Raw genomic sequence first — 23,137 nt, 5'->3', positions numbered from 1 at the left:
CACGCTTTTTTATTGCACTTGCTCGGGTGTGGCGGCATCGAACGGATAGATCCGGCGCCATTCGGCAGCCATGTCGACAACGGTCCAGCCACGGGCTTTTGCTTCGTCCAGGGCCTTGTCCAGACGGCCGATCTGCGATTGGCGGTCGTAGGCCCATTCGCGCTTGGCGTCGGTGTGATGCACCAGCCCCATGAAACGTTTGCCGGTCCCGGCCGCAGTCCATTGCAGCATTTGCAGGTCGCCGTCGGAGTTGCCAAACGCGAGAATCGGTCGACGCCCGATCACGGCGTCGATGCTCACCGGCTTGCCCGGCCCGTCGTCGTTATGTGCCAGTTTCGGGGTGCGCAGGATCGACGCCTTGCCATCCTTGTACTCAAACGAGGTGACGAATGTGGTGCCGATCACCTGCTCGGGGGGGATGCCGTAGACCTTTTCGGCGAAGGCGCGCATGAAGCCGGTGTCGCCACCGGAAACGATGTAGGTCTTGAAGTCCTGGCTGCGCAGGTAGTCGAGCATTTCCAGCATCGGCTGGAAGATCATTTCGGTGTACGGCTTGCCGGTTTTCGGGTGGCGGGCCTGGCTCAGCCAGGTCTTGGCGTAATCGTCGAAGGCTTCTGTTGTCATGCCGGTGTGGGTTGCACCGAAGATTTTCATCATGCCTTCAAGGCCACTGGCGGCCAGGGCCTGGTGATCGTTTTCCAGCACGGCCTGGAATGGCTGGGTGGTTTTCCATTCCGGATGCTGCGCCGCCGTACGCTTGACCTCTTCCAGGGCAAACAGCAGTTCGAAGTACATCGGCTGCTCGCTCCACAAGGTGCCGTCGTTATCGAACACGGCGATACGGTCCTCGGGTTTGACGAAGTCCTTGCTGCCTTGATCGGTCACCGCCTGGACGAATTCGATGATGTTCTTTTTCGACGGGCCGTCATTCCATGACGGCAATGGTTCAGCGGCCTGGACCAGCATTGGCAGGCTCAGAGCCAATGCCAGCAGCAGCTTTAACCCGTGGAACTGGCGGTGTGCTTTCGGGCTCGTCATGGGAAATCCTTCTCGTGAACGGGGTTGAGTGGTCGCAGTGCGCTAGCAACTGATTCTTGATTGTTTTCGGCCTGACTATGCAGCGTAGCCAAGGATTGCCTGAGTTGGAGCAGTGCCTGGTCTTTTGCCGGCTGCCGGCCGTAGCACGCACGCAGGAACGCTTGCAGGCGTGGGCCGAAAGCGGTCAGTTTCAAGCCCTTGCGCCGGCGCCGGGTCCACAGGTACAGGGCGCTCAACTGCGCGGGCTGGCCCTGCAGTTGTGGCGGGATCTGCCGCCAGGCGTACTCGGCAGATTCAAGCCAGGCTGCGCGAAGTGCAGCGCGTCGAGCCTGCCAGCCGAGCCGCGCACGATGAATCAACGGCCGAGCCAACCACACAAGCAGCGCCGCGCCCAATAGCAGCGCCAGCAGGCCAAAGGCGTACCCCGAGAGGTGCAGGCGGTTTTGCTGGCCGAGTTTTTTCAGGTCATCGCTGAGGGAGAACACCGGCCGATAACTACTATTGGCCACGGCGTCGAAGTCCACGGCGGGGACGTGCGCGGTGCGGGCCTGCTGGCTGCTTGCGTCCCACCATTTCAATTCGATGGCAGGCAAGCTGTGATGGCCTTCGGAGTCGATCCGGTAAGTCACGCTGTCGATGCGCTGACCACCCGTGAAGTGGCCGCGACCGTCGTCCAGTGTGCTGACCTGGGGATTTTTCGGGTAACGGCTGAGTCCACTGACATCCCCCAGCGCTGGCGTCGGCAACGACATGGCGAGGGCGCCGTCGGCTTGCAGGGTCAATTGGCGGGTGAGGCTGTCGCCGACTTTCAACGCAGTGGCCGGCTTGATGATGTTCTGGGTGAAACGCAGCCCCTGGGCCACCAGTACCGGCTCTGCGGGTGCGAACCCCGGCGGTTGTGTCGCCGTGAAGTGCAACGGTTGGCTTTGCGCACTGAGCTCAGTCGTCGCCTGGCCCGGGGTGACCCGTACTGTCAGTGGCGCAATATCGAAAGCATGCGCGACGTTGGGTGTGATCAAGTAGCTGTAGCGCATGCCGTTGAAGGATTTGCCATCGAGCGTCTGGTTCAGGTGTTCGGCGTGGCCGTCTGGCGGCAACACCAGTGCACCCGGCAAATTCAGGTCGGGCAGGGTGGGGGCGCTGGTAAACCAGGTGTCCGTGAGCACATCCAGGTGCAATTCGATGAGGCTGCCGACCATGGCGGAATCGGCGGGTTCCAGGCTGGCCTGGACGCGAAGCTCGGGTTCGGCGGCGAGGGTGGTGGTGCTGATCATGCTAAGTAACAAGGCGACAAGGTTTGTGGTGATTGTGCGGCCGCCTTCGCGAGCAAGCCCGCTCCCACATTTGATTTGTGTGCACCGCGAATCCCATGTGGGAGCGGGCTTGCTCGCGAAGGGCGCAACTCGGTCTATGATCATGGCTTGCCCTCCGCCTGATCCTGCAAACTGAATTTCTGCTTCAGGAACCTGGCCGGCGATGTCGTCAGGTTCTGCAACCACAGCTCATCCGAAGCTGCCTGTTCAGTTTGCAGCGCTTTGCTCTGGCCCTTGCCCGGCGCCTTGTCCATCTTGATTTCGTCCGGTTTGACCTCGGGAGCATTTTGTTCGGCACTTTCGGTGTCCTTCTGCAACGCAATCGCCAAGGCAAGATTCGCCGTCGCCTCAGGGAATTGCGGCTGCAAATTCAACGCCTGGGTGTAGGCCGCGATGGCCTCGTCGAATTTGAAGCGGCGCACGTAAATGTTGCCCAGGTAGAAATAGGCCTGTGGCGTCTGCAGCCGCGCGAAGCTGGCCAGGGCCAAGTCGAAATCGGCAGCGTTGTAGGCGGCGATGCCTTTCCAGTACGGATCGACGAAATGCGCGGCGGCCTGCGGGAAATGCTCATGTTCGAAGGCCCAGCGACCTTGCTGGTCCGGGGTGAAAAACGCGTCGACCAGCGCATTCGCCTGCGCCGGTGCAGGTTGCAGGCCAATGCCGATGAGCAGTAGGAAACCGGCCATCCAGTTCAGGCTCCAGCCCTTGCGCACACTGAAAAACGCGATCAACAGCAGCGGCCAGCACAGCCAGTAGCCCGCGTCCTTCCAGTGCAGTTCGCGCTGTTCGTCACTGGCACTCTGGAAATGCTGTTGAGCGTGCAGTTCGATCCAATCCAGGTCGTCGTCATTGAGCGTCAGGCTGCCCAGCGGCGCATCCATGGCTGACGCGAGTTGCTTGAGTGCTGCCTGATCAAAACTGCCCAGTACCGGGCGACCATTGCTGTCGGTGCGTGGCTGGCCGTTGGCGTTGTGGATGAGACCGCCGTCCTCGCTGCCGACTGCGAGGATCAGCACCTGCAGCGCGCTGTCGGCCAGTTGCTGGTCCAGGCCCGCCAGGCCCGAGGTATCGGCGCCGTCGGTAATCAGCAGCAGGGTGCCTGGGGTTTTTTCCGCCGCCAGCAGGCGCTTGGCCTGATCGATCACCCCCCCGACATTTTTCCCCGGTTTGCCGATCAGATCGGTGCCCAAGGCCTGAATGAAACTGTCGAGCAGGGCCGTATCGTCGGTCGGCGGCAGTACCAGGTGTGCGCTGCCTGCATAGGCGATCAGCGCATTGCGGGCGCCGGAACGACGCTGGATCAGGTCATGCAGTTTGTGCTTGGCCGCTTCGAGCCGGCTGGGTTGCACGTCGCTGGCGTCCATCGACGGTGACAGGTCAATGGCGATGATCAGCGGCGCATGGTTTTCCAGAAACTCCGGGCGATCCTGTTCCCAAGTCGGCCCGGCGGCGGCAACCGCTCCCAACATCAACAGCGCGCAGACCAGATGCACCGGTCGTAGCCGTTGCTGGTCCCGGGGGGTGATCAGCAAGTGCTGCAACAGGTGCTCGGCGATGTTGCTGCGCAAACGCCGTTGCAAGTCGCGGCTGCGGCGCCACAGCAGTGGCAACAGTGCGGCGAAGGGCAGCAGCAACAGCCAAAGCGGGCGCAGGAAGTGGAAGTCGCCGAGGTTGATGTCCATCTCAAGCCTCCTGGCGCTGACGAGCGATGGACAAGCGAGGCCGCAGCATGGCGCACAAGTGGTAGAGCGCAAGCAAGGCGATCGCAGCCCCGAGCGGCCACCAGAACAGGTCGCGCTTGGGCTGATGACTGAGGGTTTTCACTTGATGCGGGGTGAGTGTGTCGAGGGTGCTGTAGACCTGGTCCAGCGCGTCGCGATCTTCGGCGCGAAAGAACTTGCCACCGGTGGCGTCGGCGATCTGCTGCAAGCCCTGCAAATTGACCTTGGCCTCACCAGCGGCATCTGGATCGCCAATGCCGATGGTGTGAATCACCACGCCTTTGGCCGCCGCCATTTGCGCCGCGTGGTCCGGGGTGATCGCGCTGCTGGTGTCGTTGCCGTCGGTGAGCAGGATCACCACTTTTTCCTGCTCATGGGCCTGATCGAGCAGTTTCAGGCTCAAGCCAATCGCATCGCCAATCGCGGTGTTGGGACCGGCCATGCCGATGCCGGTGTCGTCCAGCAATAGCGAAAGACTGGCGTGATCAAGGGTCAATGGTGCTTGCGGGTAAGCACCACTGCCGAACACGATCAGACCGAGACGATCGTCTTTACGCTTGTCGATAAAGCCATGCACGACTTCCTTGACCGCTGCCAGTCGATTGATTTTCTCGCCGTTGGCGGCGGTGAAATCGGTGGTTTCCATGGACTGGGAAATGTCGATGGCCAGCATCAGGTCGCGCACCGGTTGCTGGCGTTCGATGGGTTTTTCCACGTACACCGGCCGGGCCGCTGCCAATAGCAGCAGTGCCCACACCAGCAGGTTCAGCAGCAATTGCCAATGGTTGGTGCGCGTGCCGGCCTGACTCGGTGCCTGGCCGACCGCGCGGCTCATGGCGGCGAAAAACGGCACGCGCACGGCGCTGCGCGCCTCACGGTAATCGGGTAGGTAGCGATAACCGATCCACGGCAGCGGCAGCAGGAGCAACAGCCAAGGGTAATCAAGCTGCCACATGATGACGCTCCACCCAGCATTTACAGGTGTCGAACAGTTGCTGGCGTTGCTCGTTCGGCATGGCGCGCAACACCGCATCAGGTGCGTAGGCCAGTTGCGCCAGTTGTTGGCTGAAGTTGGCGGGGAGGGGGTGTTTACTGTGCCGCTGCAAGAAGTTTTGCCAATCCGCATTCCCAAGCGCGCCGGGGTTTTGTAGGAGCTGGCTTGCCAGCGATGGGGTCCTTGAATGTTGCGTTGTCCTTGCGGACGCCATCGCTGGCAAGCCAGCTCCCACAGGGTTTCTGGTCGGTAGGGAAATGGCCACACGCTTGAGCAACTCGGGAAGCTCGCGCAACGCATTCAGGTCATCACTGCGCTTTTGCAACTGTGCCAGCCGCAGCAACGCCTCACGCCGATAACGGTCCCGGCGCCATTGCCAGTAACGCCGTGCACTCAGCAGCACAATTGCCACGACCAACACCGCGAGCAACAACCACCAGCCCCAGGTCTGCGGCGCGTAACTGACCGGCGCTGGCAGTGCGATCTCCTTGAGTTGTTCGATGCTCGGGACATTCGGATTCATCGCCGCGCTCCAGCGTGCTTGCCCAACTCGGCCCGCAATTGTTCGTGTGCCTCGGTGGCGGTGCTGAACATCATCAAAGGCACCTGGCTGCGCCGCAGCAGCGTGGCCACGTCCTTGAGGCGACCGCTCAGGAAATCGCCCAACGGCTGGTGCACCTGGCGCCGTTCCACCGCCAGCTCCACCTGCAACTGGCCTTGGGTGATCAACAGACGGCCATTTTTCGGCAAGTTCAGTGCCAAGGGATCGTAGACCTGCATGGTGATCACATCGTTGTGCGCCGCCAGTTGTCGCATCAACTGCAAGGTGCGCTCGCCGGCACCGGAGAAGTCGCTGACGATGCAGATCAAATGATCATGGCCGGCCAGCGCCAGGCATTGCTGCAAGACCTTGTCGAGCTGATCTTCGCCTTCGGCGTCCGCATTAGCCGCGTTCAGTTCCTGATTCTGCTGGGCGATGCGGCTGCACAGCGCTTCGATTCGCTTGCGGCTGCGCAGGGGGGCTATGGCGTCGATGCGCTGGTCGTTGAACACCAGGCCGCCGACTCGGTCCCCTGAGTTGAACACCATCCACGCTGCCAGCGCGCCGAGTTCAGCGGCCACCGCGGATTTGAAGCTGCGTTGCGAGCCGAAAAACATCGACATGCGCTGGTCCACCAGAATCAACGCCGGACGGTCGCGCTCCTCGGTGAAGGTGCGCACCACCGGTTTGCCGGTGCGCAGTGACGCGCGCCAGTCGAGGTGGCGCAAATCGTCCCCCGGCTGATAGCGGCGCAGTTCATCGAAGTTCAAGCCACGGCCACGCAGGCGCGAGGCATGGTTGCCGGCGAGGATGCTGCCTTGCGGCTGACGGGCGAGAAAACTCAGGTCACGGGCCTTGAACTCCAGCGCCATCAATTGCGCCAGAGAGACGTAGACCAGGCCGTCAATGTTCATGCTGGAATCGCGACCTTGTCGAGCAGGCGGTCGAGCACCTGATCGGCCGTTACGCCGTCCGCCACCGCGTCGTAACTCAGCTGCAGGCGATGGCGTAGCACCGGGTGCACCACGGCGCGCACGTTGTCTGGCGAGACGAAGTCCTGGGCCTGCAACCACGCATCGGCGCGGGCACAACGGTCCAGGCCGATGCCGCCGCGCGGGCTGGCACCAAGGGCGATCCAGCGCCCGAGGTCGGCGTCGTAGTCGGCGGGGTGACGGGTGGCGTTGATCAGGTCGATCAGGTAGCGGTCGATGGCGGGGGACACGTGCACGGCACTGACTTCCCGGCGTGCGGCGAAGATCACGTCCTGGGCCAGGGTAAAGCCTGGCACCGCTGCGCTCCTGGCGCCGAGGGCCTGTTCTTCCTCGCGCAACAGGCGCAGCACCTGGCTCTCGTTTTCCGCGCTCGGATAATCCAGCAGTACCTTCATCAGGAAACGGTCCATCTGCGCTTCCGGCAACGGATAAGTGCCTTCCTGTTCGATCGGGTTCTGCGTCGCAACCACGATGAACAGCTCCGGCAGCGCGTGGCTGTTACCCGCCACGGTGATCTGCCGTTCTTCCATGGCTTCGAGCAGCGCGGCCTGGACCTTGGCCGGGGCGCGGTTGATTTCGTCGGCCAGGATCAGGTTGCCGAACAGCGGCCCCGGCTGAAAGCGGATCTCGTTCCGGCCCTCGACCTGGTGCAGCACCTCGGCGCCGGTGATGTCGGACGGCAGTAGATCAGGGGTGAACTGGATGCGGCTCATCTTCGCGTCCAGGTGCTTGGCCAGTGCCTTGACGGTGCGAGTCTTGGCCAGCCCCGGCAGGCTCTCCAGCAACAAATGCCCGTTGGCCAGCAGGCCGACGAGGATCTGCCGAATCACCTGGTCCTGGCCGAGCACCGCTTCGGCGATGCTGGCTTGCAGGGCGTTGAGGTCAGTGAGTGCGCTCATGCTTGCTCCTAGAGAAACGCCAACGTCAGGTTGATCGAAAAACCATTGCCACCCCTTTCAGCCGCCAGCAACAACGGGCTGGCGCCGACCATGCACAAGGCCAACAACGGACGTACAACAAAAGCCCTGACCATCAACAACTCCACTTGCTTGTTTTGTTTGAATCAACCCACGGCGTTATTCCACCGCCGTGATGTCGTCGAGTTTCCAGCTCTTGTCGAAATAGGGCAGGGTCGGGGCATACAGGCGGAAATAGCCGAACCAGTATTTGCCGGGCAGGGTTTGCACCCAGTTAGCTTCAAAATCTTTGGGCGCGGTGGGGCCGAAATACAGGTCCACCGAGCCATCAGCGTTCATTTTCAGATCCTGGCGCGACGACAAGTCGGCCTTGCGCTGTGGGTTGTCGATCAGGCAGCGGCTGTCGATGTCGTACACGGTCATCGACCAGAACTGCTTGGCCGGCGGGTTGGCGCCGACGTGCAGCCGATAGTTCTTGGCACCGTCGAGCCAGTTGCCCTTGGCGTCGGTATAGGCACCCAGGTAGGTCTGGCCCAACCCCGGGGTTTTCGATACCATGCCTTTGGAGTTGCCTACCGCCTCGTAGAACCAGGCGCTGCGTTCCCACAGCTGGTCGTAATAGGCCAAGCGCTGGGACGGATCGGTGACGTTCAACACCTTGTCCCACTGGCGATCCGGCCAGTATTGGGCGTCGGGAAAGCGCTTGGCGAAGGTATTGGCCTTGGCAATCAGCTCGCCGATTTGTGCACCTTGTTCCAGGGCCTGGCGTTGATGGTCATCAGGGTTGAAAGGCTTGTCCTTCTCGATGCCCAGGCTGGCAAGCATGGCCATGTAGAACCGATCACGTTCATTGACCGGCTCCTTCTGAATGATCTGATGCAAGCGCTCCCAGTACGCCATTGCCCGTGGCGGGGTGCCGGACCACGCTTTGCCGCCGGGGGAGAGTAGTCTGGTCTGGCCAGGCTCGGCTCGCTTGGCGTAGGGGTACATCGTGAATTGCTCGACCAGCGCCTTGCCTTTGGCGGGGTCGGGATCGAGCAAGCGAAATCCGACCAGCACGTTCATGGTTTGCGACTTGGCCAGGTAATACTTGCCAGCATCGGCCGGTGGCTCGGCGCCCGGTGGCAGCACCAGGTACTTGCCGCCCTTGCCTTTGTCGGGGCCGGTCTGGCCCATGTCGATGATCGCCCGTTGCCAGAAATCGCCAACACCGCCCGCGGTCGGTCCGGCGGGCAACTCGATCACCAGCGGACCGGTTTCATTGAGATCGACGAAACCAAGGATGTAGGGCGTGGTAGCGTTGGCGGTAATGACGCCGAGCTTGTCTTCGTAACTGTCGAGCACCATCAGGTCGCCACTGCGGGCACCCAGCTTGTCGCGGAACTCCTCCTGCCATTGCGCGTACGACACCAGCGGCAACGCCCACAGATAACTCTGCGTGGCTTGCTGGAAATCCAGTTCGGCATAGAGTTTGGCGATGGATTCATGGGCCGGTAGTTCACCTTCCATGACGATCTGGCCGATTCGGGTATCCGACTGGGCGCCGACCCCGCAACTGACGAACATCGTCATCAGGCTGAAACCCGCTGCGCGAATGGCTCCATGCATAGGGGGAATTCCTTATTTGCCGAAGGTGGCATTGAGGCCGACAAACAGGGTGAATTGCGGCATGCCATCGCCTTTCTTCTCGACGGTCCATTGCGGTTCGATGAAGGCGTTGAGGATATTGGACCCGTCTTTCCACACTTTGCCACCACCCAAGCCGAGTGGGATGTAGTGGGTGTCGTTCTTCAGGTCGAACGTCCAGATGCCGGTGGAACGCAGGTACCAGCCCTTTTCCAGGTTATGGATGATGAAGGGTTGCATCGTTGCGCTTTCGACGTGGGGCCGGTCGTTGTCACCGGCGAACGAACTCTGGTATTGCATCAGCGCGCCCAACAGCCCCCGTGGCGAAGAGTCGATGGCGATTGCAGCGAGGCCGCCCTGCCATTTGCCCGTGCCGAGTTCGTCCTGATCGGCAGTGGGGGCGGTTATCATCGGGCCGATGCCCAACTGCACGCCTTCAGTCTTCACCAGGAAAATATCGAACAGGTTCAGGTCACCTTCACCGGTGCTGTAGCCGCTGTTCGGATCCGGGTGGGTACTGATTGGCGCCGTGGCGCGGATCAATTGCGGCACGCCAATGTAATCGTTGGGCGCAATCGGCAGCGTGCCGCGTATCAGCAGGTCATTGGTGTGAATATTGGAGTCGTAGTACCTGGGCGTGTAGTAGTCCTGAGCGCTCATGCCTGGCGCGAAGTTCAGCGGGTTGTTGCTTTTGTTGGCGGTCTCGGCGTTGTCCGCCTGGGCGCACACGACAGGCGCAAACGAAGCCACCAAAAGACAGGCGCGGATCGCCATTTTGTTTGTCATGATTCCCCAATTCCATGGTGGCTAATTTGGACAACCCGGCACTTGGTGGCCGTAACGACGTAGTCTCTTTGCTATCAAGTCTGTAGGACACGTCTCTTGAACCTAGCAGCTAAATCGACGTTAGCCAGTCCAAGGGATTAATTCGTTGGTGGTTTGTACAAGTTTTTCGAGAGCGTTGTGAACTAAATAGTCAATACGAATCAAGGCACTGGAACCAGAAGGTTGTTCACGAAATCCAGGGAAACATAGAAACAAGAACGCCGATCCGTGGAGACCGTTTGTATCCCTGTAGGAGGAGCATGCTCGCTCCTACAGGGGGGAGAAGCCCAACATTCAGCACTTTTTCCCCTGCCCAAATGCCCGCTCTTCCTGCTCGCGCAACTCGGGCGTTAATTCCTCACCGAAATCCTCCAGCTCGAACACCTGGCGAATCTCGATTTCGGCTTCGGTGCCTGGCATCGGGTTTGGGCAGCGCTTGACCCATTCGATAGCCTCTTCTTTGGATTTCACTTGCCACAGCCAATAGCCGGCGATCAGTTCCTTGGTTTCGGCGAAGGGGCCGTCGATCACCGTGCGTTTGTCGCCTTCGAAACGTACACGGGCACCTTTGCTGCTCGGCTGCAGGCCTTCGCCGGCGAGGAGGATGCCGGCCTTGGCCAGTTCTTCGTTGTAGTTGCCCATGGCCGTCAGCAGTTCGGTGCTCGGCATGATGCCGGCTTCGGAGTCTTTGCTTGCCTTGATGATGATCATGAAACGCATGGTGTAGTCTCCGCTGGATGTGGATGCTTCACTTATAGTCGAATGATCTGCGGTTGAATCGACAGCGGTGCGTCAACAAATTTTCCGAATTCAGTGTTCGCAGGCACCCAGGCCGGTTTTGTCCACGGACTCATGACAATTTGTATCCACCCCATAGGTCGCCGGAGCATTTCGTGGTTAACTTCTGCCTCTTCAAGATTCTCTACACCAACGTTCAGAAGGACTCCGTTCATGGCTCAAGTCACTCTTAAAGGCAACCCGGTTCAAGTCAACGGCCAACTGCCTCAAGCCGGTTCCAAGGCGCCAGCCTTTTCCCTGGTTGCCGGCAATCTGTCCGACGTCACCCTGAAAGACTTTGCCGGCAAGCGCAAAGTGCTGAACATCTTCCCAAGCATCGATACCCCGACCTGCGCCACTTCCGTGCGCCAGTTCAACGCCAAGGCGAGCAGCGTCGACAACACCGTCGTGCTGTGCATCTCCGCTGACCTGCCGTTCGCCCAGGCCCGTTTCTGCGGCGCCGAAGGCCTGGAAAACGTGCAGAACCTGTCGACCCTGCGCGGTGCAGAGTTCATCGAGAACTACGGCGTTGCCATCGCCGACGGTCCGCTCAAGGGCCTGACCGCCCGTGCCGTGGTGGTCCTGGACGAGAACGACAACGTGCTGCACAGCGAACTGGTCAAGGAAATCGCTGATGAGCCGAACTACGAGGCTGCACTCGCTGTCTTGAAATAAGTACGGTTTTACAATTGTTAACGGCCTGGCCCTGTCCAGGCCGTTTTCATTTGTGTTTCAGTGTCTTGGATATATCTCCTGTTACGTAAGCCGAAGGTAAATTGCCGGTAAAGGCGCTTTGCTTCAGACCCGCCAGTGCTTATCGTTCAGCCTCATGTAATAAAGCCCACGCGCCCAATGGTTGATCACTCAATGCAATCCTCCGCTTCCCGTAGTCCCCGTCGCTGGCTGTTTGGCCTGCTGGTCCTGTTGGTCATCGCCGCCCTGTGCTGGAAATTCTGGCCTGGCAGCGCTGCGCCGAAAGAGGGCGCGGGGCAAAAAGCCGTGGCGGGGCACACCGGCCGATCGGGTGGGATGCGGCCGGGCTTTGGCGGTGCGTCAGGGCCGGTTCCGGTGCGCGTTGCGCCAGCGGTCACGGGGGATTTCCCACTGTATTACAAGGCGCTGGGTACGGTGACGGCGCTGAACACCATCAACGTGCGCAGCCGTGTCGGCGGTGAGCTGATGAAGATCTATTTCGAGGAAGGGCAGATGGTCAAGGCGGGCGACTTGCTGGCCGAAATCGACCCGCGCCCCTACCAGAACGCCTTGCTCCAGGCTGAAGGTACCTTGCTGCAGAACCAGGCGCAGTTGAAGAATGCCCAGGTGGATGTCGAGCGTTATACCGGTCTGTACCGCGAGGACAGCATCGCCAAGCAGACCCTGGACACCGCCGTAGCGCTGGTCGGTCAGTTCCAGGGCACGGTCAAGACCAATCAGGCAGCGGTCAACGACGCCAAGCTCAATCTCGAATTCACCAAGATCCGCGCACCCATCACCGGACGCGTCGGCCTGCGCCAGCTCGATGTTGGCAACCTGGTAGCGGCCAACGACACCACGGCGCTGGCGATCATCACCCAGACCCAACCGATCAGCGTGGTTTTCACCTTGCCGGAAAACAGTCTCGATGTGGTGCTGGCACGCTATCGCAGCGGCGCCAAACTGCCGGCCGAAGCCTGGGATCGCGGTGATACCAAGCTGCAAGCCACCGGCGTACTGCAGAGCCTGGACAACCAGATCGACGTCACCACCGGTACCCTGAAATTCAAGGCGCGATACGAGAACCGCGACCAATCGTTGTTCCCCAACCAGTTCGTCAATGTGCGCCTGCTGGCGGACACCCTCAAAGGCGTGGTGCTTGCGCCATCGGCGGCGATCCAGTTCGGCACCAACGGAACGTTCGTCTATGCCCTGGACGGCGACAAGAAGGTCAAGATCCGCCAACTGAAGATCGGCGCCAGCGACGGCGAAAACACCGTGGTCACCGAAGGCCTTGCCGCCGGTGATCGTGTGGTGCTGGAAGGCACCGACCGCCTCAAGGATGGCAGCGACGTGGAAGTGGTCAATGAGCCGCAGCAAGTCCCGACCAGCCCCGCGGGCCACCTGCAGGGTAAATCGGCGGCCAACGCGCCTGAGCCGGCTGCTGTGGACAAGGCGAAAAAGGGCGGCGCATGAATCTCTCGCGGCTGTTCATCCTTCGCCCGGTAGCGACCACCCTGAGCATGCTGGCCATCATTCTGGCCGGCGTGATCGCCTATCGCTTGTTGCCGGTGTCGGCCCTGCCTCAGGTCGATTACCCGACCATCCGCGTCATGACGCTGTATCCCGGCGCGAGCCCGGATGTCATGACCAGCGCCGTGACCGCGCCGCTTGAGCGACAATTCGGGCAGATGCCCGGCCTGACCCAGATGGCGTCCACCAGCTCCGGCGGCGCTTCGGTGCTGACCCTGCGTTTCAGCCTCGACATCAACATGGACGTCGCTGAACAGCAGGTGCAGGCGGCCATCAATGCCGCGACCAATTTGCTGCCCAAGGATCTGCCGGCACCGCCGGTGTACAACAAGGTCAACCCGGCCGACACCCCCGTACTGACCCTGGCCATCACCTCCAAGACCATGCTGTTGCCCAAGCTCAATGACCTGGTCGACACCCGCATGGCGCAGAAAATCGCCCAGATCAGCGGCGTCGGCATGGTCAGCATTGCGGGCGGCCAGCGCCAGGCCGTGCGGATCAAGGTCAATCCCGAGGCCCTGGCGGCCAACGGCCTGAACCTGGCGGACGTGCGCACCCTGATCGGCGCATCCAACGTCAACCAGCCCAAGGGCAACTTCGACGGCCCGACCCGGGTTTCGATGCTCGATGCAAACGATCAACTGACCTCGCCCAAAGACTACGCCAACCTGATCCTGGCCTACGCCAATGGCGCGCCGCTGCGGCTCAAGGACGTGGCGGAGATCGTCGACGGTGCCGAGAACGAACGTCTTGCAGCCTGGGCCAACGAAAACCAGGCGGTATTGCTGAACATCCAGCGTCAGCCCGGGGCCAACGTCATCGAGGTGGTTGACCGGATCAAGGCCTTGCTGCCGAGCATCACCGACAACCTGCCCGCCGGCCTTGACGTCACGGTGCTCACCGATCGCACCCAGACCATCCGCGCTTCGGTCACGGACGTACAGCACGAACTGCTGATCGCCATCGCCCTGGTAGTGATGGTGACCTTCCTGTTCCTGCGTCGGGCCAGTGCCACGATCATTCCGTCGGTGGCCGTGCCGCTGTCGCTGATCGGCACCTTCGGGGTGATGTACCTCGCCGGCTTCTCGGTCAACAACCTGACCCTGATGGCCCTGACCATCGCCACCGGTTTTGTGGTGGACGATGCGATCGTGATGCTGGAGAACATTTCCCGATTCATCGAAGAGGGCGACAGCCCCTTGAACGCTGCGCTCAAGGGCGCCAAGCAGATCGGTTTTACCCTGATCTCCCTGACCCTGTCGCTGATTGCCGTGCTGATCCCGCTGCTGTTCATGGCCGACGTGGTGGGGCGGCTGTTCCGCGAATTCGCCATCACCCTGGCGGTGGCTATCCTGATTTCCCTGGTGGTGTCGCTGACATTGACGCCGATGATGTGTGCACGACTGCTCAAGCGTGAACCCAAGGAAGCGGAGCAGGGCCGTTTCTATCGAGCCAGTGGCGCGGCAATTGATTGCATGATCGCAGCTTACGGGCGAAAGTTAACGTGGGTTCTCAAGCATCAGCCGCTGACGTTGCTGGTGGCCGTCGCCACCCTGGCGTTGACCGTGTTCCTGTACATGGTGGTGCCCAAGGGGTTCTTTCCGGTGCAGGACACCGGGGTGATCCAGGGCATTTCCGAGGCGCCGCAGTCGATTTCCTTCGCGGCGATGAGCGAACGTCAGCAGGAACTGGCCAAGGTGATCCTGGCTGACCCGGCGGTGGAGAGCCTTTCGTCCTACATCGGCGTCGACGGTGACAACTCGACGCTCAACAGCGGCCGTCTGCTGATCAACCTCAAGTCCCACAGCGACCGAGACCTGAGCGCGACGCAAGTGATCGCTCGCTTGCAGCCGGAACTGGACAAACTGGTCGGCATTCGCCTGTTCATGCAACCGGTGCAGGACCTGACCATCGAGGATCGGGTCAGCCGAACGCAGTACCAGTTCAGCATGTCGTCGCCGGATTCCGAACTTCTCACCCTGTGGAGCGGGCGCCTGGTCGAAGCGTTGGCCCAGCGGCCGGAATTGACCGATGTCGCCAGCGACTTGCAGGACAAAGGCTTGCAGGTCTACCTGGTGATTGATCGCGACGCCGCGTCGCGGGTCGGGGTATCGGTGTCGGACATCACCGACGCGCTGTACGACGCCTTCGGCCAGCGGCAGATTTCCACCATCTACACCCAGGCCAGCCAGTACCGCGTGGTGTTGCAATCGCAGTCCGGCGAGAAGATCGGCCCGCAGGCGCTGGACCAGATCCACGTCAAGACCAGCGATGGCGGGCAGGTGCGCCTGTCCAGCCTGGCGCACGTCGAAGAGCGCCAGGCGCAACTGGCGATCACCCACATCGGCCAGTTCCCGGCGGTGATGATGTCGTTCAACCTGGCCCCCGGCGTGGCGCTGGGGCATGCGGTAGAGATCATCGAGCAGGTGCAGCAGGATATCGGCATGCCGATCGGTGTGCAGACCCAGTTCCAGGGCGCGGCCGAAGCGTTCCAGGCGTCGCTGTCGAGCACCTTGCTGCTGATCCTGGCGGCGGTGGTGACCATGTACATCGTGCTGGGCGTGCTATACGAGAGCTATATCCACCCGATTACCATTCTGTCGACCTTGCCCTCGGCGGCGGTCGGCGCGCTGTTGGCGCTGATCCTCAGTGGCAATGACCTGGGTATGATCGCGATCATCGGCATAATCCTGCTGATCGGTATCGTGAAGAAGAACGCGATCATGATGATCGACTTCGCCCTCGACGCTGAACGAAATCAGGGCATGGACCCGCAAACGGCGATCTACCAGGCGGCCCTCTTGCGTTTCCGGCCGATCCTGATGACCACCCTGGCAGCCTTGTTTGGCGCGGTGCCGTTGATGCTGGCCACTGGCTCCGGCGCGGAACTGCGCCAGCCGCTGGGCCTGGTGATGGTCGGCGGCTTGCTGTTGAGCCAGGTGCTGACCCTGTTCACCACGCCAGTGATCTACCTGTACTTCGACCGCCTCGGTCGACGTTTTGGCAAAACCGACGTTCAGGAGACGGCGGTATGACGGCATGCACAACCTGTGGGAGCGAGCCTGCTCGCGAAAGCGGTGGGTCGGTAAGCTTCGATGTTGAACGTGCAGGCCTCTTCGCGAGCAGGCTCGCTCCCACAGAGGTGGGTCAATGAACCTCTCCGGACCTTTCATCAAGCGCCCGGTCGCAACCATGCTGCTGAGTTTGGCCATTATGCTCCTGGGCGGCGTAAGTTTCGGGCTGTTGCCGGTCTCACCGCTGCCGCAAATGGACTTCCCGGTGATTGTGGTGCAGGCCAGCTTGCCGGGCGCCAGCCCCGAGGTCATGGCCTCGACGGTGGCGACCCCGCTGGAACGTTCCTTCGGCGCCATCGCCGGGGTCAACACCATGAGCAGCCGCTCCAGCCAGGGTTCGACCCGGGTCATCCTGCAATTTGACCTCGACCGCGACATCAACGGCGCGGCGCGGGAAGTGCAGGCGGCGATCAATGCCTCGCGCAACCTGCTGCCCAGCGGGATGCGCAGCATGCCGACCTACAAGAAGGTCAACCCGTCCCAGGCACCGATCATGGTGCTGTCGCTGACCTCCGACGTGCTGGAAAAAGGCCAGCTCTACGACCTGGCCTCGACGATCCTGTCCCAGAGCCTGTCGCAGGTGCAGGGCGTTGGCGAAGTGCAGATCGGCGGCAGCTCCCTGCCGGCGGTGCGCATCGAACTTGAGCCCCAGGCGCTCAACCAGTACGGCGTGGCCCTGGATGATGTGCGCAACACCATCGCCAATGCCAACGTGCGCCGGCCCAAGGGTTCGGTCGAAGACGATCAACGTTTGTGGCAGGTACAGGCCAACGATCAGCTGGAAAAAGCCAAGGACTACGAGTCGCTGATCATCCACTACGCGGACGGCGCAGCCCTGCGCCTGAAGGATGTGGCCAAGGTCAGCGACGGCGTCGAGGATCGCTACAACAGCGGCTTCTTCAATGACGATTCGGCGGTACTGCTGGTGATCAACCGCCAGGCCGGTGCCAACATCATCGAGACGGTCAATGAGATCAAGGCCCAGTTGCCGGCGTTGCAGGCCGTGCTGCCGGCCAGCGTCAAGCTGAACCTGGCCATGGACCGCTCGCCGGTGATCAAGGCCACGCTGCACGAGGCGGAGATGACCCTGCTGATCGCCGTGGCGCTGGTGATCCTGGTGGTGTTCCTGTTTCTCGGCAACTTTCGCGCCTCGCTGATCCCGACCCTGGCGGTGCCGGTATCGCTGGTTGGCACCTTTGCCGTGATGTACCTCTATGGCTTCTCGCTGAACAACCTGTCGCTGATGGCGTTGATCCTGGCCACCGGGCTGGTGGTGGACGACGCCATCGTGGTGCTGGAGAACATCTCCCGGCACATCGACGCGGGTGTGCGACCGATGAAGGCGGCGTACCTCGGCGCCCAGGAAGTCGGCTTTACCCTGCTATCGATGAACGTGTCGCTGGTGGCGGTGTTCCTGTCGATCCTGTTCATGGGCGGGATCATCGAGAGCCTGTTCCGCGAGTTCTCCATCACCCTGGCGGCGGCGATCGTGGTGTCGCTGGTGGTCTCGCTGACCTTGACACCGATGCTCTGCGCCCGTTGGCTCAAGCCGCACACGCCAGGCCAGGAAAACCGCCTGCAGCGCTGGAGTCAGCAGGCCAACGAATGGATGGTCGGCAAATACGCCACCAGCCTTGACTGGGTGTTGCGCCACCGTCGCCTGACCTTGCTCAGTTTGTTCGTGACAATTGGCGTGAATATTGCGCTTTATGTTGTTGTTCCTAAAGTATTTCTTCCTCAGCAAGACACTGGCCAACTGATCGGTTTCGTGCGTGGCGATGACGGTTTGTCGTTCAGCGTGATGCAACCGAAAATGGAGACGTTCCGCCGCGCCGTGCTCAAGGACGAAGCCGTGGAAAGCGTCGCCGGTTTCATTGGTGGCAGCAACGGCACCAACAACGCGTTCATGCTGGTGCGCCTCAAACCCATCAAGGAGCGCAGCCTTTCCGCGCAGAAGGTCATTGAACGCCTACGCAAGGAAATGCCCAAGGTCGCCGGCGCGCAACTGATGCTGATGGCCGACCAGGACCTGCAGTTTGGCGGTGGCCGCGAACAGACCTCGTCGCAATATTCCTACATCCTGCAAAGCGGTGACCTGGGCGCGCTGCGCGAATGGTATCCAAAAGTGCTGGCGGCGCTCAAGGCGCTACCGGAACTGACCGCGATCGATGCCCGCGAAGGCCGGGGCGCCCAGCAGGTGAAGCTGATCGTCGATCGCGACCAGGCCAAGCGCCTGGGCGTGGACATGGCCATGGTCACGGCGGTGCTCAACAACGCCTATGCCCAGCGGCAGATTTCGACCATCTACGACAGCCTCAACCAGTATCAGGTGGTGATGGAGGTCAATCCCAAGTACGCCCAGGACCCGATCACGCTCAAACAGGTGCAGGTGATCACCGCGGACGGCGCGCGGATTCCGCTGTCGACCATCGCCCATTACGAGAACAGCCTGGCAGACGATCGGGTTAGCCATGAAGGCCAGTTCGCCTCGGAAAGCATCGCCTTCGACATGGCCGAAGGCGTGACCGTGGAGCAGGGCAGTGCCGCCATCGAGCGAGCGATTGCTTTGGTGGGCCTGCCGGAAGACGTCATCGCGAAAATGGCCGGCACCGCCGATGCCTTCGCCGCGACCCAGAAAAGCCAGCCGTGGATGATCCTTGGCGCGCTGGTGGCGGTGTACCTGGTGCTGGGCGTGCTATATGAGAGCTACATTCATCCGCTGACCATTCTGTCCACCTTGCCTTCGGCGGGAGTCGGCGCATTGCTGTCGATCTACGCCCTGGGCGGTGAGTTCAGCCTGATCTCGTTGCTCGGCCTGTTCCTGTTGATCGGCGTGGTGAAGAAGAACGCCATCCTGATGATCGACCTGGCGTTGCAGCTCGAGCGGCATCAGGGCATGGCGCCGCTGGAGTCGATTCGCAGCGCGTGCCTGCAACGTTTGCGGCCGATTTTGATGACTACCCTTGCCGCGATCCTCGGCGCCTTGCCGCTGTTGCTGAGCCGCGCGGAAGGTGCGGAAATGCGCCAGCCGCTGGGCCTGACCATCATCGGCGGGCTGATCTTCAGCCAGGTGCTGACCCTTTACACCACCCCGGTGGTCTACCTCTATCTCGACAAACTGCGCCATCGCTTCAACCACTGGCGTGGGGTGCGTACCGATGCTGCTTTGGAAACTCCGCTATGACTGACCGTTCGCTATTCAACCTGGCTGCACCGCTGATCAGCGCTCGAGGGTCGCGGTTGCTGAGCCTGTCGCTGTGCGTCGCGATGCTCAATGCCTGCGCCATCGGCCCGGATTACCAGCGCCCGCAAACCGCAGAACCTGCGCAGTACAAGGAAGCGGCCGGCTGGCGCCAGGCCAACCCGAGCGATTCCCTGGCTCGCGGTGCGTGGTGGGAGCTGTACGGCGACCGGCAACTCAATGGCTTGATCGAGAAGCTCAACAGCGCCAACCAGACCGTTGCCCAGTCCGAAGCCCAGTACCGCCAGGCCCAGGCCTTGGTACGCAGCGCCCGTGGCGCGTTTTTTCCGACGGTGGACCTGACACTGGGGAAAAACCGCTCCAGCCAGGGTACCGGCAGTAGCAGTTCCAGCCTGACCAGTTCGTCCAGCGGTATTCGAGACACCTACACCGCCCAGGCCGGGGTCAGTTGGGAGGCCGATGTCTGGGGCAAGTTGCGCCGTGGTCTTGAAGCCGACACCGCCAATGCCCAAGCGAGTTTTGCCGACCTGGCGGCGATGCGCCTGAGCCAGCAGTCGGAGCTGGTGCAGAACTACCTGCAGTTGCGGGTGATCGACGAGCAGAAACGCTTGCTTGAAGCGACCGTCGCGGCCTACCGCCGTTCGCTGAAAATGACCGAAAACCAATACCGCGCCGGGGTATCCGGCAAGGACGCGGTGGCCCAGGCCCAGACGCAACTCAAGGGCACCGAGGCAGACATGGTCGATCTGATCTGGCAACGCGCCCAGTTGGAAAACGCCATCGCCGTATTGATCGGCTTACCACCGGCCGAATTCAGCCTGGCGGAAACACAAACGATCCCGGCCTTGCCCGAGGTGCCACTGAGCCTGCCCTCGCAACTGCTGGAACGCCGGCCTGACATTGCTTCGGCTGAACGCTCGGTCATCGCCGCCAACGCCAACATCGGCGTGGCCAAGGCCGCCTATTACCCGGACCTGACCCTGAGTTTGAACGGTGGCTACAGCAGCAGCACCTCGAAAGACCTGTTCAGCCTGCCGAACCGGTTCTGGTCGGTCGGCCCACAACTGGCAATGACCCTGTTCGACGGCGGGCAGCGTTCGGCGGAAGTGGACCGTAGCGAAGCAGCCTATGACGAAACCGTGGCCAAGTATCGCCAGACTGTACTCGACGGTTTCCGGGAGGTGGAAAACTATCTGGTCCAGCTCAAGGTGCTGCAGGACGAAGCCGTGGTGCGACAACAGGCGTTGGACGCAGCACGTGAGTCCTTGCGACTGACCGAGAACCAGTACAAGGCGGGGGTGATCGCTTATCTGGATGTAGTGGTGGTCCAGGCCGCGGCGTTGAGCAATGAACGCAGTAACCTGGACCTGTTGCAGAGCCGCCTGATCGCCAGCGTGCAGTTGATTGCGGCATTGGGTGGCGGCTGGGACGGCCAGCTTCAGGTGACTGATAACCCCTGACGCCGCCCCTCACTGTAGGAGCTGCCGCAGGCTGCGATCTTTTGACGTTGCTTTTCAAAAACAAGATCAAAAGATCGCAGCCTGCGGCAGCTCCTACAGGGATTAACATGTGCCGATGGAGTTAATGTAAAACCTTAAAACAAGCGTTTCATCGCCTTGCTGGCCTTTTGCTAATTTTCTGAGTGCGTTCTCATTTGGAATCAGTACAATCCCTCGGATTTACACCTCCGAGAATGGAAGCAGTACGGGGGTGATTGCGAGACATCTCATGCTCATCGGTAGTTATTCCCCAACGCTGGTCATCATTTCGCTTTGCGTGGCAATTCTCGCGTCATACACTGCACTGGACCTGACCGGGCGCATTGCCACGGCCAACGGCCGGGCGGTGCATTGCTGGACGGCCGGCGGTGCGTTCGCCATGGGCATCGGCGTCTGGTCGATGCATTTCATCGGCATGCTCGCCTTCAAGCTACCCATCGACCTGGGGTACGACCTCTCCATCACCTTGCTGTCGCTGTTGATCGGCATCCTGTCCTGCGGCTTCGCCCTGTGGCTGGTCAGCCAGGCGCAATTACCGGCCTGGCAGCTGGCGTTCGGTGCACTGGTCATGGGCGCCGGGATCAGTGCCATGCACTACACCGGCATGGCGGCCATGCGCATGCAGCCGGGAATCGATTACGACCCGACGCTGTTCAGCACCTCTTTGCTCATAGCGGTTGGCGCCTCCGGCGCAGCACTATGGATTGCGTTCCGCCTGCGTCAGCACGCGCCTAATGTGCGCCTGATTCGCGCTGGCGCGGCAGTAATCATGGGCATTGCCATTGTCGGCATGCACTACACCGGCATGGCTGCCGCGCAATTTCCCGCAGGCAGTTTTTGCGGTGCAGCGGCCAATGGCCTGAGCGGCAACGGCCTCGACAACCTGGTGCTGATCACCACCCTGGCGGTATTGAGCATCGCCTTGCTGACTTCGATCCTCGATGCGCGCCTGGAAGCCCGAACCGCCAGTCTTGCCCAGTCGCTGACCGAAGCCAACCGCGAACTGACCCAACTGGCCTTGCACGACACCCTGACCGGTCTGCCGAATCGGATGTTGCTGGCCGACCGCATCGATCAGGGGATCTCCAGGGTCGACAACGAGGGTGGTTGCCTGGCGCTGATGTTCATCGATCTCGATGGCTTCAAGCCGGTCAATGACGCCTTCGGTCACCATATGGGCGACCAGTTGCTGCGTGAAGTCAGCTTGCGCCTGCGCGAAGACCTGCGTGGCCAGGACACCCTGGCACGCATCGGCGGCGATGAGTTCGTGCTGCTCGTTCAATTGAGCGAGCCGGATGACGCGATGAGCCTCGCAGCCCGGCAAGTGAGCTTGATCGCCCGGGCATTCCGGGTGGCCGAGCATGATCTGCAGATATCCGCCAGTGTCGGCATCGCCCTGTATCCGGGCAATGGCCAGACTGCCCACGAATTGCTGATGAATGCCGATGCGGCGATGTATCACGCCAAGGGGACGGGAAAGAACGGCTACAGTTTTTTCGATGTCTCGATGAACAGCAACGCGCGCAAGCAGCTGCAATTGCTGCAAGACCTGCGCAATGCCGTGGACCAGAACGAGTTCAGCCTGCACTACCAGCCCAAATTCGACGCTCACAATGGCCGTCCGGTGGGTGCTGAAGCGTTACTGCGCTGGGAGCATCCGACCCAGGGCATGCTGCTGCCGGACAAATTCATCGAGCTGGCGGAGAAAACCGGGCTGATCATTCCCATCGGCGAATGGGTCCTCAACGAAGCCTGTCGCCAGATGCGCGAATGGTATGTGCTCGGCTACACCCACTGGCGCATCGCGGTTAACCTCTCGGCGTTGCAGTTCTGCCACGCGGGCCTGGTGCAGAGCGTCGCCAAGGCGCTGGCCACCCACCATTTGCCAGCCAACAGCCTGACCCTGGAGATCACTGAAACCACGGCCATGAGCGACGCCGATGCCAGCATGACGGTGTTGCAGGAGCTGTCGGATATGGGCGTTGATTTGTCCATCGACGATTTCGGTACCGGCTATTCGAGCCTGATGTACCTCAAACGCCTGCCGGCCAACGAGCTGAAAATCGACCGCGGTTTCGTCCGTGACCTGGAGCGTGACAGCGACGACGCCGCCATCGTTTCAGCCATTGTCGCCCTCGGCCAGGCACTGGGCTTGCGGATCGTCGCCGAAGGCGTCGAAACAGGCTCGCAGCAGGACTTCCTGACCCAACTCGGTTGCGATTCGCTGCAGGGTTATTTGCTGGGGCACCCGTTGCCGGCCGAGCGCTTCATGAAGGAAATCCACCGCAGCGAGCAATTGGAACTGGCCTGATCTGGCGGGACCGATGACGGTGCCATGCAAAATCCGCAAATGGCGGTTATTCTTCCCCCCGACTGCATAGGTTTGAAGGGG

The 23,137-nt window shown here is 61.3% G+C and carries 17 protein-coding genes; 6 read left to right on the top strand and 11 right to left on the bottom strand.

All coding sequences use genetic code 11. The features are described 5' to 3' along the window. Positions 1-9 precede the first annotated feature (9 nt). From QLG10_RS16350 to QLG10_RS16300, 11 genes are all read right to left on the bottom strand, one after another. Positions 10-1,038 carry an HAD family hydrolase gene (locus QLG10_RS16350; RefSeq protein ID WP_282487681.1) on the bottom strand — a complete coding sequence of 343 codons (1,029 nt, stop codon included), beginning with the start codon at positions 1,036-1,038 and terminating at the stop codon, positions 10-12. Further along, entirely contained in the window at positions 1,035-2,456 is a 1,422-nt protein-coding gene (locus QLG10_RS16345) for a hypothetical protein (protein ID WP_248677404.1), read from the bottom strand. Before QLG10_RS16345 ends, QLG10_RS16350 begins: the two co-directional genes overlap by 4 nt. Continuing rightward, complete coding sequence (locus tag QLG10_RS16340; RefSeq protein ID WP_248677405.1) at positions 2,453-4,033, bottom strand: VWA domain-containing protein; 1,581 nt, start codon at positions 4,031-4,033, stop codon at positions 2,453-2,455. The genes QLG10_RS16345 and QLG10_RS16340 overlap by 4 nt, the downstream gene beginning before the upstream one ends. Position 4,034: 1 nt before the next feature. Continuing rightward, complete coding sequence (locus QLG10_RS16335; RefSeq protein ID WP_248677406.1) at positions 4,035-5,027, bottom strand: VWA domain-containing protein; 993 nt, start codon at positions 5,025-5,027, stop codon at positions 4,035-4,037. Then, on the bottom strand, positions 5,014-5,589 hold the full coding sequence (locus tag QLG10_RS16330; RefSeq protein ID WP_282487680.1) for a DUF4381 domain-containing protein: 576 nt from the start codon (positions 5,587-5,589) through the stop codon (positions 5,014-5,016). The genes QLG10_RS16335 and QLG10_RS16330 overlap by 14 nt, the downstream gene beginning before the upstream one ends. Next, entirely contained in the window at positions 5,586-6,521 is a 936-nt protein-coding gene (locus QLG10_RS16325; RefSeq protein WP_248677407.1) for a DUF58 domain-containing protein, read from the bottom strand. The genes QLG10_RS16330 and QLG10_RS16325 overlap by 4 nt, the downstream gene beginning before the upstream one ends. Beyond that, positions 6,518-7,498, bottom strand: coding sequence for a MoxR family ATPase (locus QLG10_RS16320; protein ID WP_020800090.1), 981 nt, complete (start codon positions 7,496-7,498; stop codon positions 6,518-6,520). The genes QLG10_RS16325 and QLG10_RS16320 overlap by 4 nt, the downstream gene beginning before the upstream one ends. An 8-nt stretch (positions 7,499-7,506) precedes the next feature. Then, positions 7,507-7,632, bottom strand: a complete 126-nt coding sequence (locus tag QLG10_RS16315) for a hypothetical protein (RefSeq protein ID WP_020800091.1) — start codon at positions 7,630-7,632, stop codon at positions 7,507-7,509. A gap of 43 nt (positions 7,633-7,675) precedes the next feature. Continuing rightward, positions 7,676-9,124, bottom strand: a complete 1,449-nt coding sequence (locus QLG10_RS16310; RefSeq protein WP_248677408.1) for a DUF1254 domain-containing protein — start codon at positions 9,122-9,124, stop codon at positions 7,676-7,678. Positions 9,125-9,136: 12 nt separating this feature from the next. Next, a complete protein-coding gene (locus QLG10_RS16305; RefSeq protein ID WP_282487679.1) occupies positions 9,137-9,928 on the bottom strand; it encodes a hypothetical protein in 792 nt (263 codons plus the stop codon). A 333-nt stretch (positions 9,929-10,261) separates the two neighbouring features. Further along, positions 10,262-10,687 carry a YciI family protein gene (locus tag QLG10_RS16300; protein WP_110752202.1) on the bottom strand — a complete coding sequence of 142 codons (426 nt, stop codon included), beginning with the start codon at positions 10,685-10,687 and terminating at the stop codon, positions 10,262-10,264. Positions 10,688-10,918: 231 nt separating this feature from the next. On the opposite strand from QLG10_RS16300, the gene tpx reads away from it, so the two are divergent. From tpx to QLG10_RS16270, 6 genes are all read left to right on the top strand, one after another. After that, positions 10,919-11,419, top strand: coding sequence for a thiol peroxidase (gene tpx / locus QLG10_RS16295; RefSeq protein ID WP_020800095.1), 501 nt, complete (start codon positions 10,919-10,921; stop codon positions 11,417-11,419). 177 nt (positions 11,420-11,596) lie between these two features. Beyond that, complete coding sequence (locus QLG10_RS16290) at positions 11,597-12,913, top strand: MdtA/MuxA family multidrug efflux RND transporter periplasmic adaptor subunit (RefSeq protein WP_110752206.1); 1,317 nt, start codon at positions 11,597-11,599, stop codon at positions 12,911-12,913. Next, positions 12,910-16,005: an MdtB/MuxB family multidrug efflux RND transporter permease subunit gene (locus QLG10_RS16285; protein ID WP_282487678.1), complete on the top strand. Its 3,096-nt coding sequence runs from the start codon at positions 12,910-12,912 to the stop codon at positions 16,003-16,005. Before QLG10_RS16290 ends, QLG10_RS16285 begins: the two co-directional genes overlap by 4 nt. A gap of 115 nt (positions 16,006-16,120) precedes the next feature. After that, complete coding sequence (locus QLG10_RS16280; protein WP_110752210.1) at positions 16,121-19,228, top strand: efflux RND transporter permease subunit; 3,108 nt, start codon at positions 16,121-16,123, stop codon at positions 19,226-19,228. Continuing rightward, the gene (locus QLG10_RS16275; protein WP_282487677.1) at positions 19,225-20,706 is read left to right on the top strand and encodes an efflux transporter outer membrane subunit; all 1,482 of its coding nucleotides are present in this window, start codon (positions 19,225-19,227) and stop codon (positions 20,704-20,706) included. Before QLG10_RS16280 ends, QLG10_RS16275 begins: the two co-directional genes overlap by 4 nt. Before the next feature lie 268 nt (positions 20,707-20,974). Continuing rightward, on the top strand, positions 20,975-23,056 hold the full coding sequence (locus QLG10_RS16270; RefSeq protein ID WP_110752214.1) for an EAL domain-containing protein: 2,082 nt from the start codon (positions 20,975-20,977) through the stop codon (positions 23,054-23,056). Positions 23,057-23,137 lie beyond the last annotated feature (81 nt).

This window comes from Pseudomonas sp. V98_8 (assembly GCF_029967975.1).
In the GTDB taxonomy this organism is placed as follows: domain Bacteria; phylum Pseudomonadota; class Gammaproteobacteria; order Pseudomonadales; family Pseudomonadaceae; genus Aquipseudomonas; species Aquipseudomonas umsongensis.
Note: the sequence above shows the minus strand (reverse complement) of the source record. Positions and strands in the feature narration are given on the sequence as shown.

Coding starts and splice junctions, on each gene's coding strand:
- QLG10_RS16350 (WP_282487681.1), bottom strand. CDS start 1,038: ATGACGAGCCCGAAAGCACACCGCCAGTTCCACGGGTTAAAGCTGCTG.
- QLG10_RS16345 (WP_248677404.1), bottom strand. CDS start 2,456: ATGATCATAGACCGAGTTGCGCCCTTCGCGAGCAAGCCCGCTCCCACA.
- QLG10_RS16340 (WP_248677405.1), bottom strand. CDS start 4,033: ATGGACATCAACCTCGGCGACTTCCACTTCCTGCGCCCGCTTTGGCTG.
- QLG10_RS16335 (WP_248677406.1), bottom strand. CDS start 5,027: ATGTGGCAGCTTGATTACCCTTGGCTGTTGCTCCTGCTGCCGCTGCCG.
- QLG10_RS16330 (WP_282487680.1), bottom strand. CDS start 5,589: ATGAATCCGAATGTCCCGAGCATCGAACAACTCAAGGAGATCGCACTG.
- QLG10_RS16325 (WP_248677407.1), bottom strand. CDS start 6,521: ATGAACATTGACGGCCTGGTCTACGTCTCTCTGGCGCAATTGATGGCG.
- QLG10_RS16320 (WP_020800090.1), bottom strand. CDS start 7,498: ATGAGCGCACTCACTGACCTCAACGCCCTGCAAGCCAGCATCGCCGAA.
- QLG10_RS16315 (WP_020800091.1), bottom strand. CDS start 7,632: ATGGTCAGGGCTTTTGTTGTACGTCCGTTGTTGGCCTTGTGCATGGTC.
- QLG10_RS16310 (WP_248677408.1), bottom strand. CDS start 9,124: ATGCATGGAGCCATTCGCGCAGCGGGTTTCAGCCTGATGACGATGTTC.
- QLG10_RS16305 (WP_282487679.1), bottom strand. CDS start 9,928: ATGACAAACAAAATGGCGATCCGCGCCTGTCTTTTGGTGGCTTCGTTT.
- QLG10_RS16300 (WP_110752202.1), bottom strand. CDS start 10,687: ATGCGTTTCATGATCATCATCAAGGCAAGCAAAGACTCCGAAGCCGGC.
- tpx (WP_020800095.1), top strand. CDS start 10,919: ATGGCTCAAGTCACTCTTAAAGGCAACCCGGTTCAAGTCAACGGCCAA.
- QLG10_RS16290 (WP_110752206.1), top strand. CDS start 11,597: ATGGTTGATCACTCAATGCAATCCTCCGCTTCCCGTAGTCCCCGTCGC.
- QLG10_RS16285 (WP_282487678.1), top strand. CDS start 12,910: ATGAATCTCTCGCGGCTGTTCATCCTTCGCCCGGTAGCGACCACCCTG.
- QLG10_RS16280 (WP_110752210.1), top strand. CDS start 16,121: ATGAACCTCTCCGGACCTTTCATCAAGCGCCCGGTCGCAACCATGCTG.
- QLG10_RS16275 (WP_282487677.1), top strand. CDS start 19,225: ATGACTGACCGTTCGCTATTCAACCTGGCTGCACCGCTGATCAGCGCT.
- QLG10_RS16270 (WP_110752214.1), top strand. CDS start 20,975: ATGCTCATCGGTAGTTATTCCCCAACGCTGGTCATCATTTCGCTTTGC.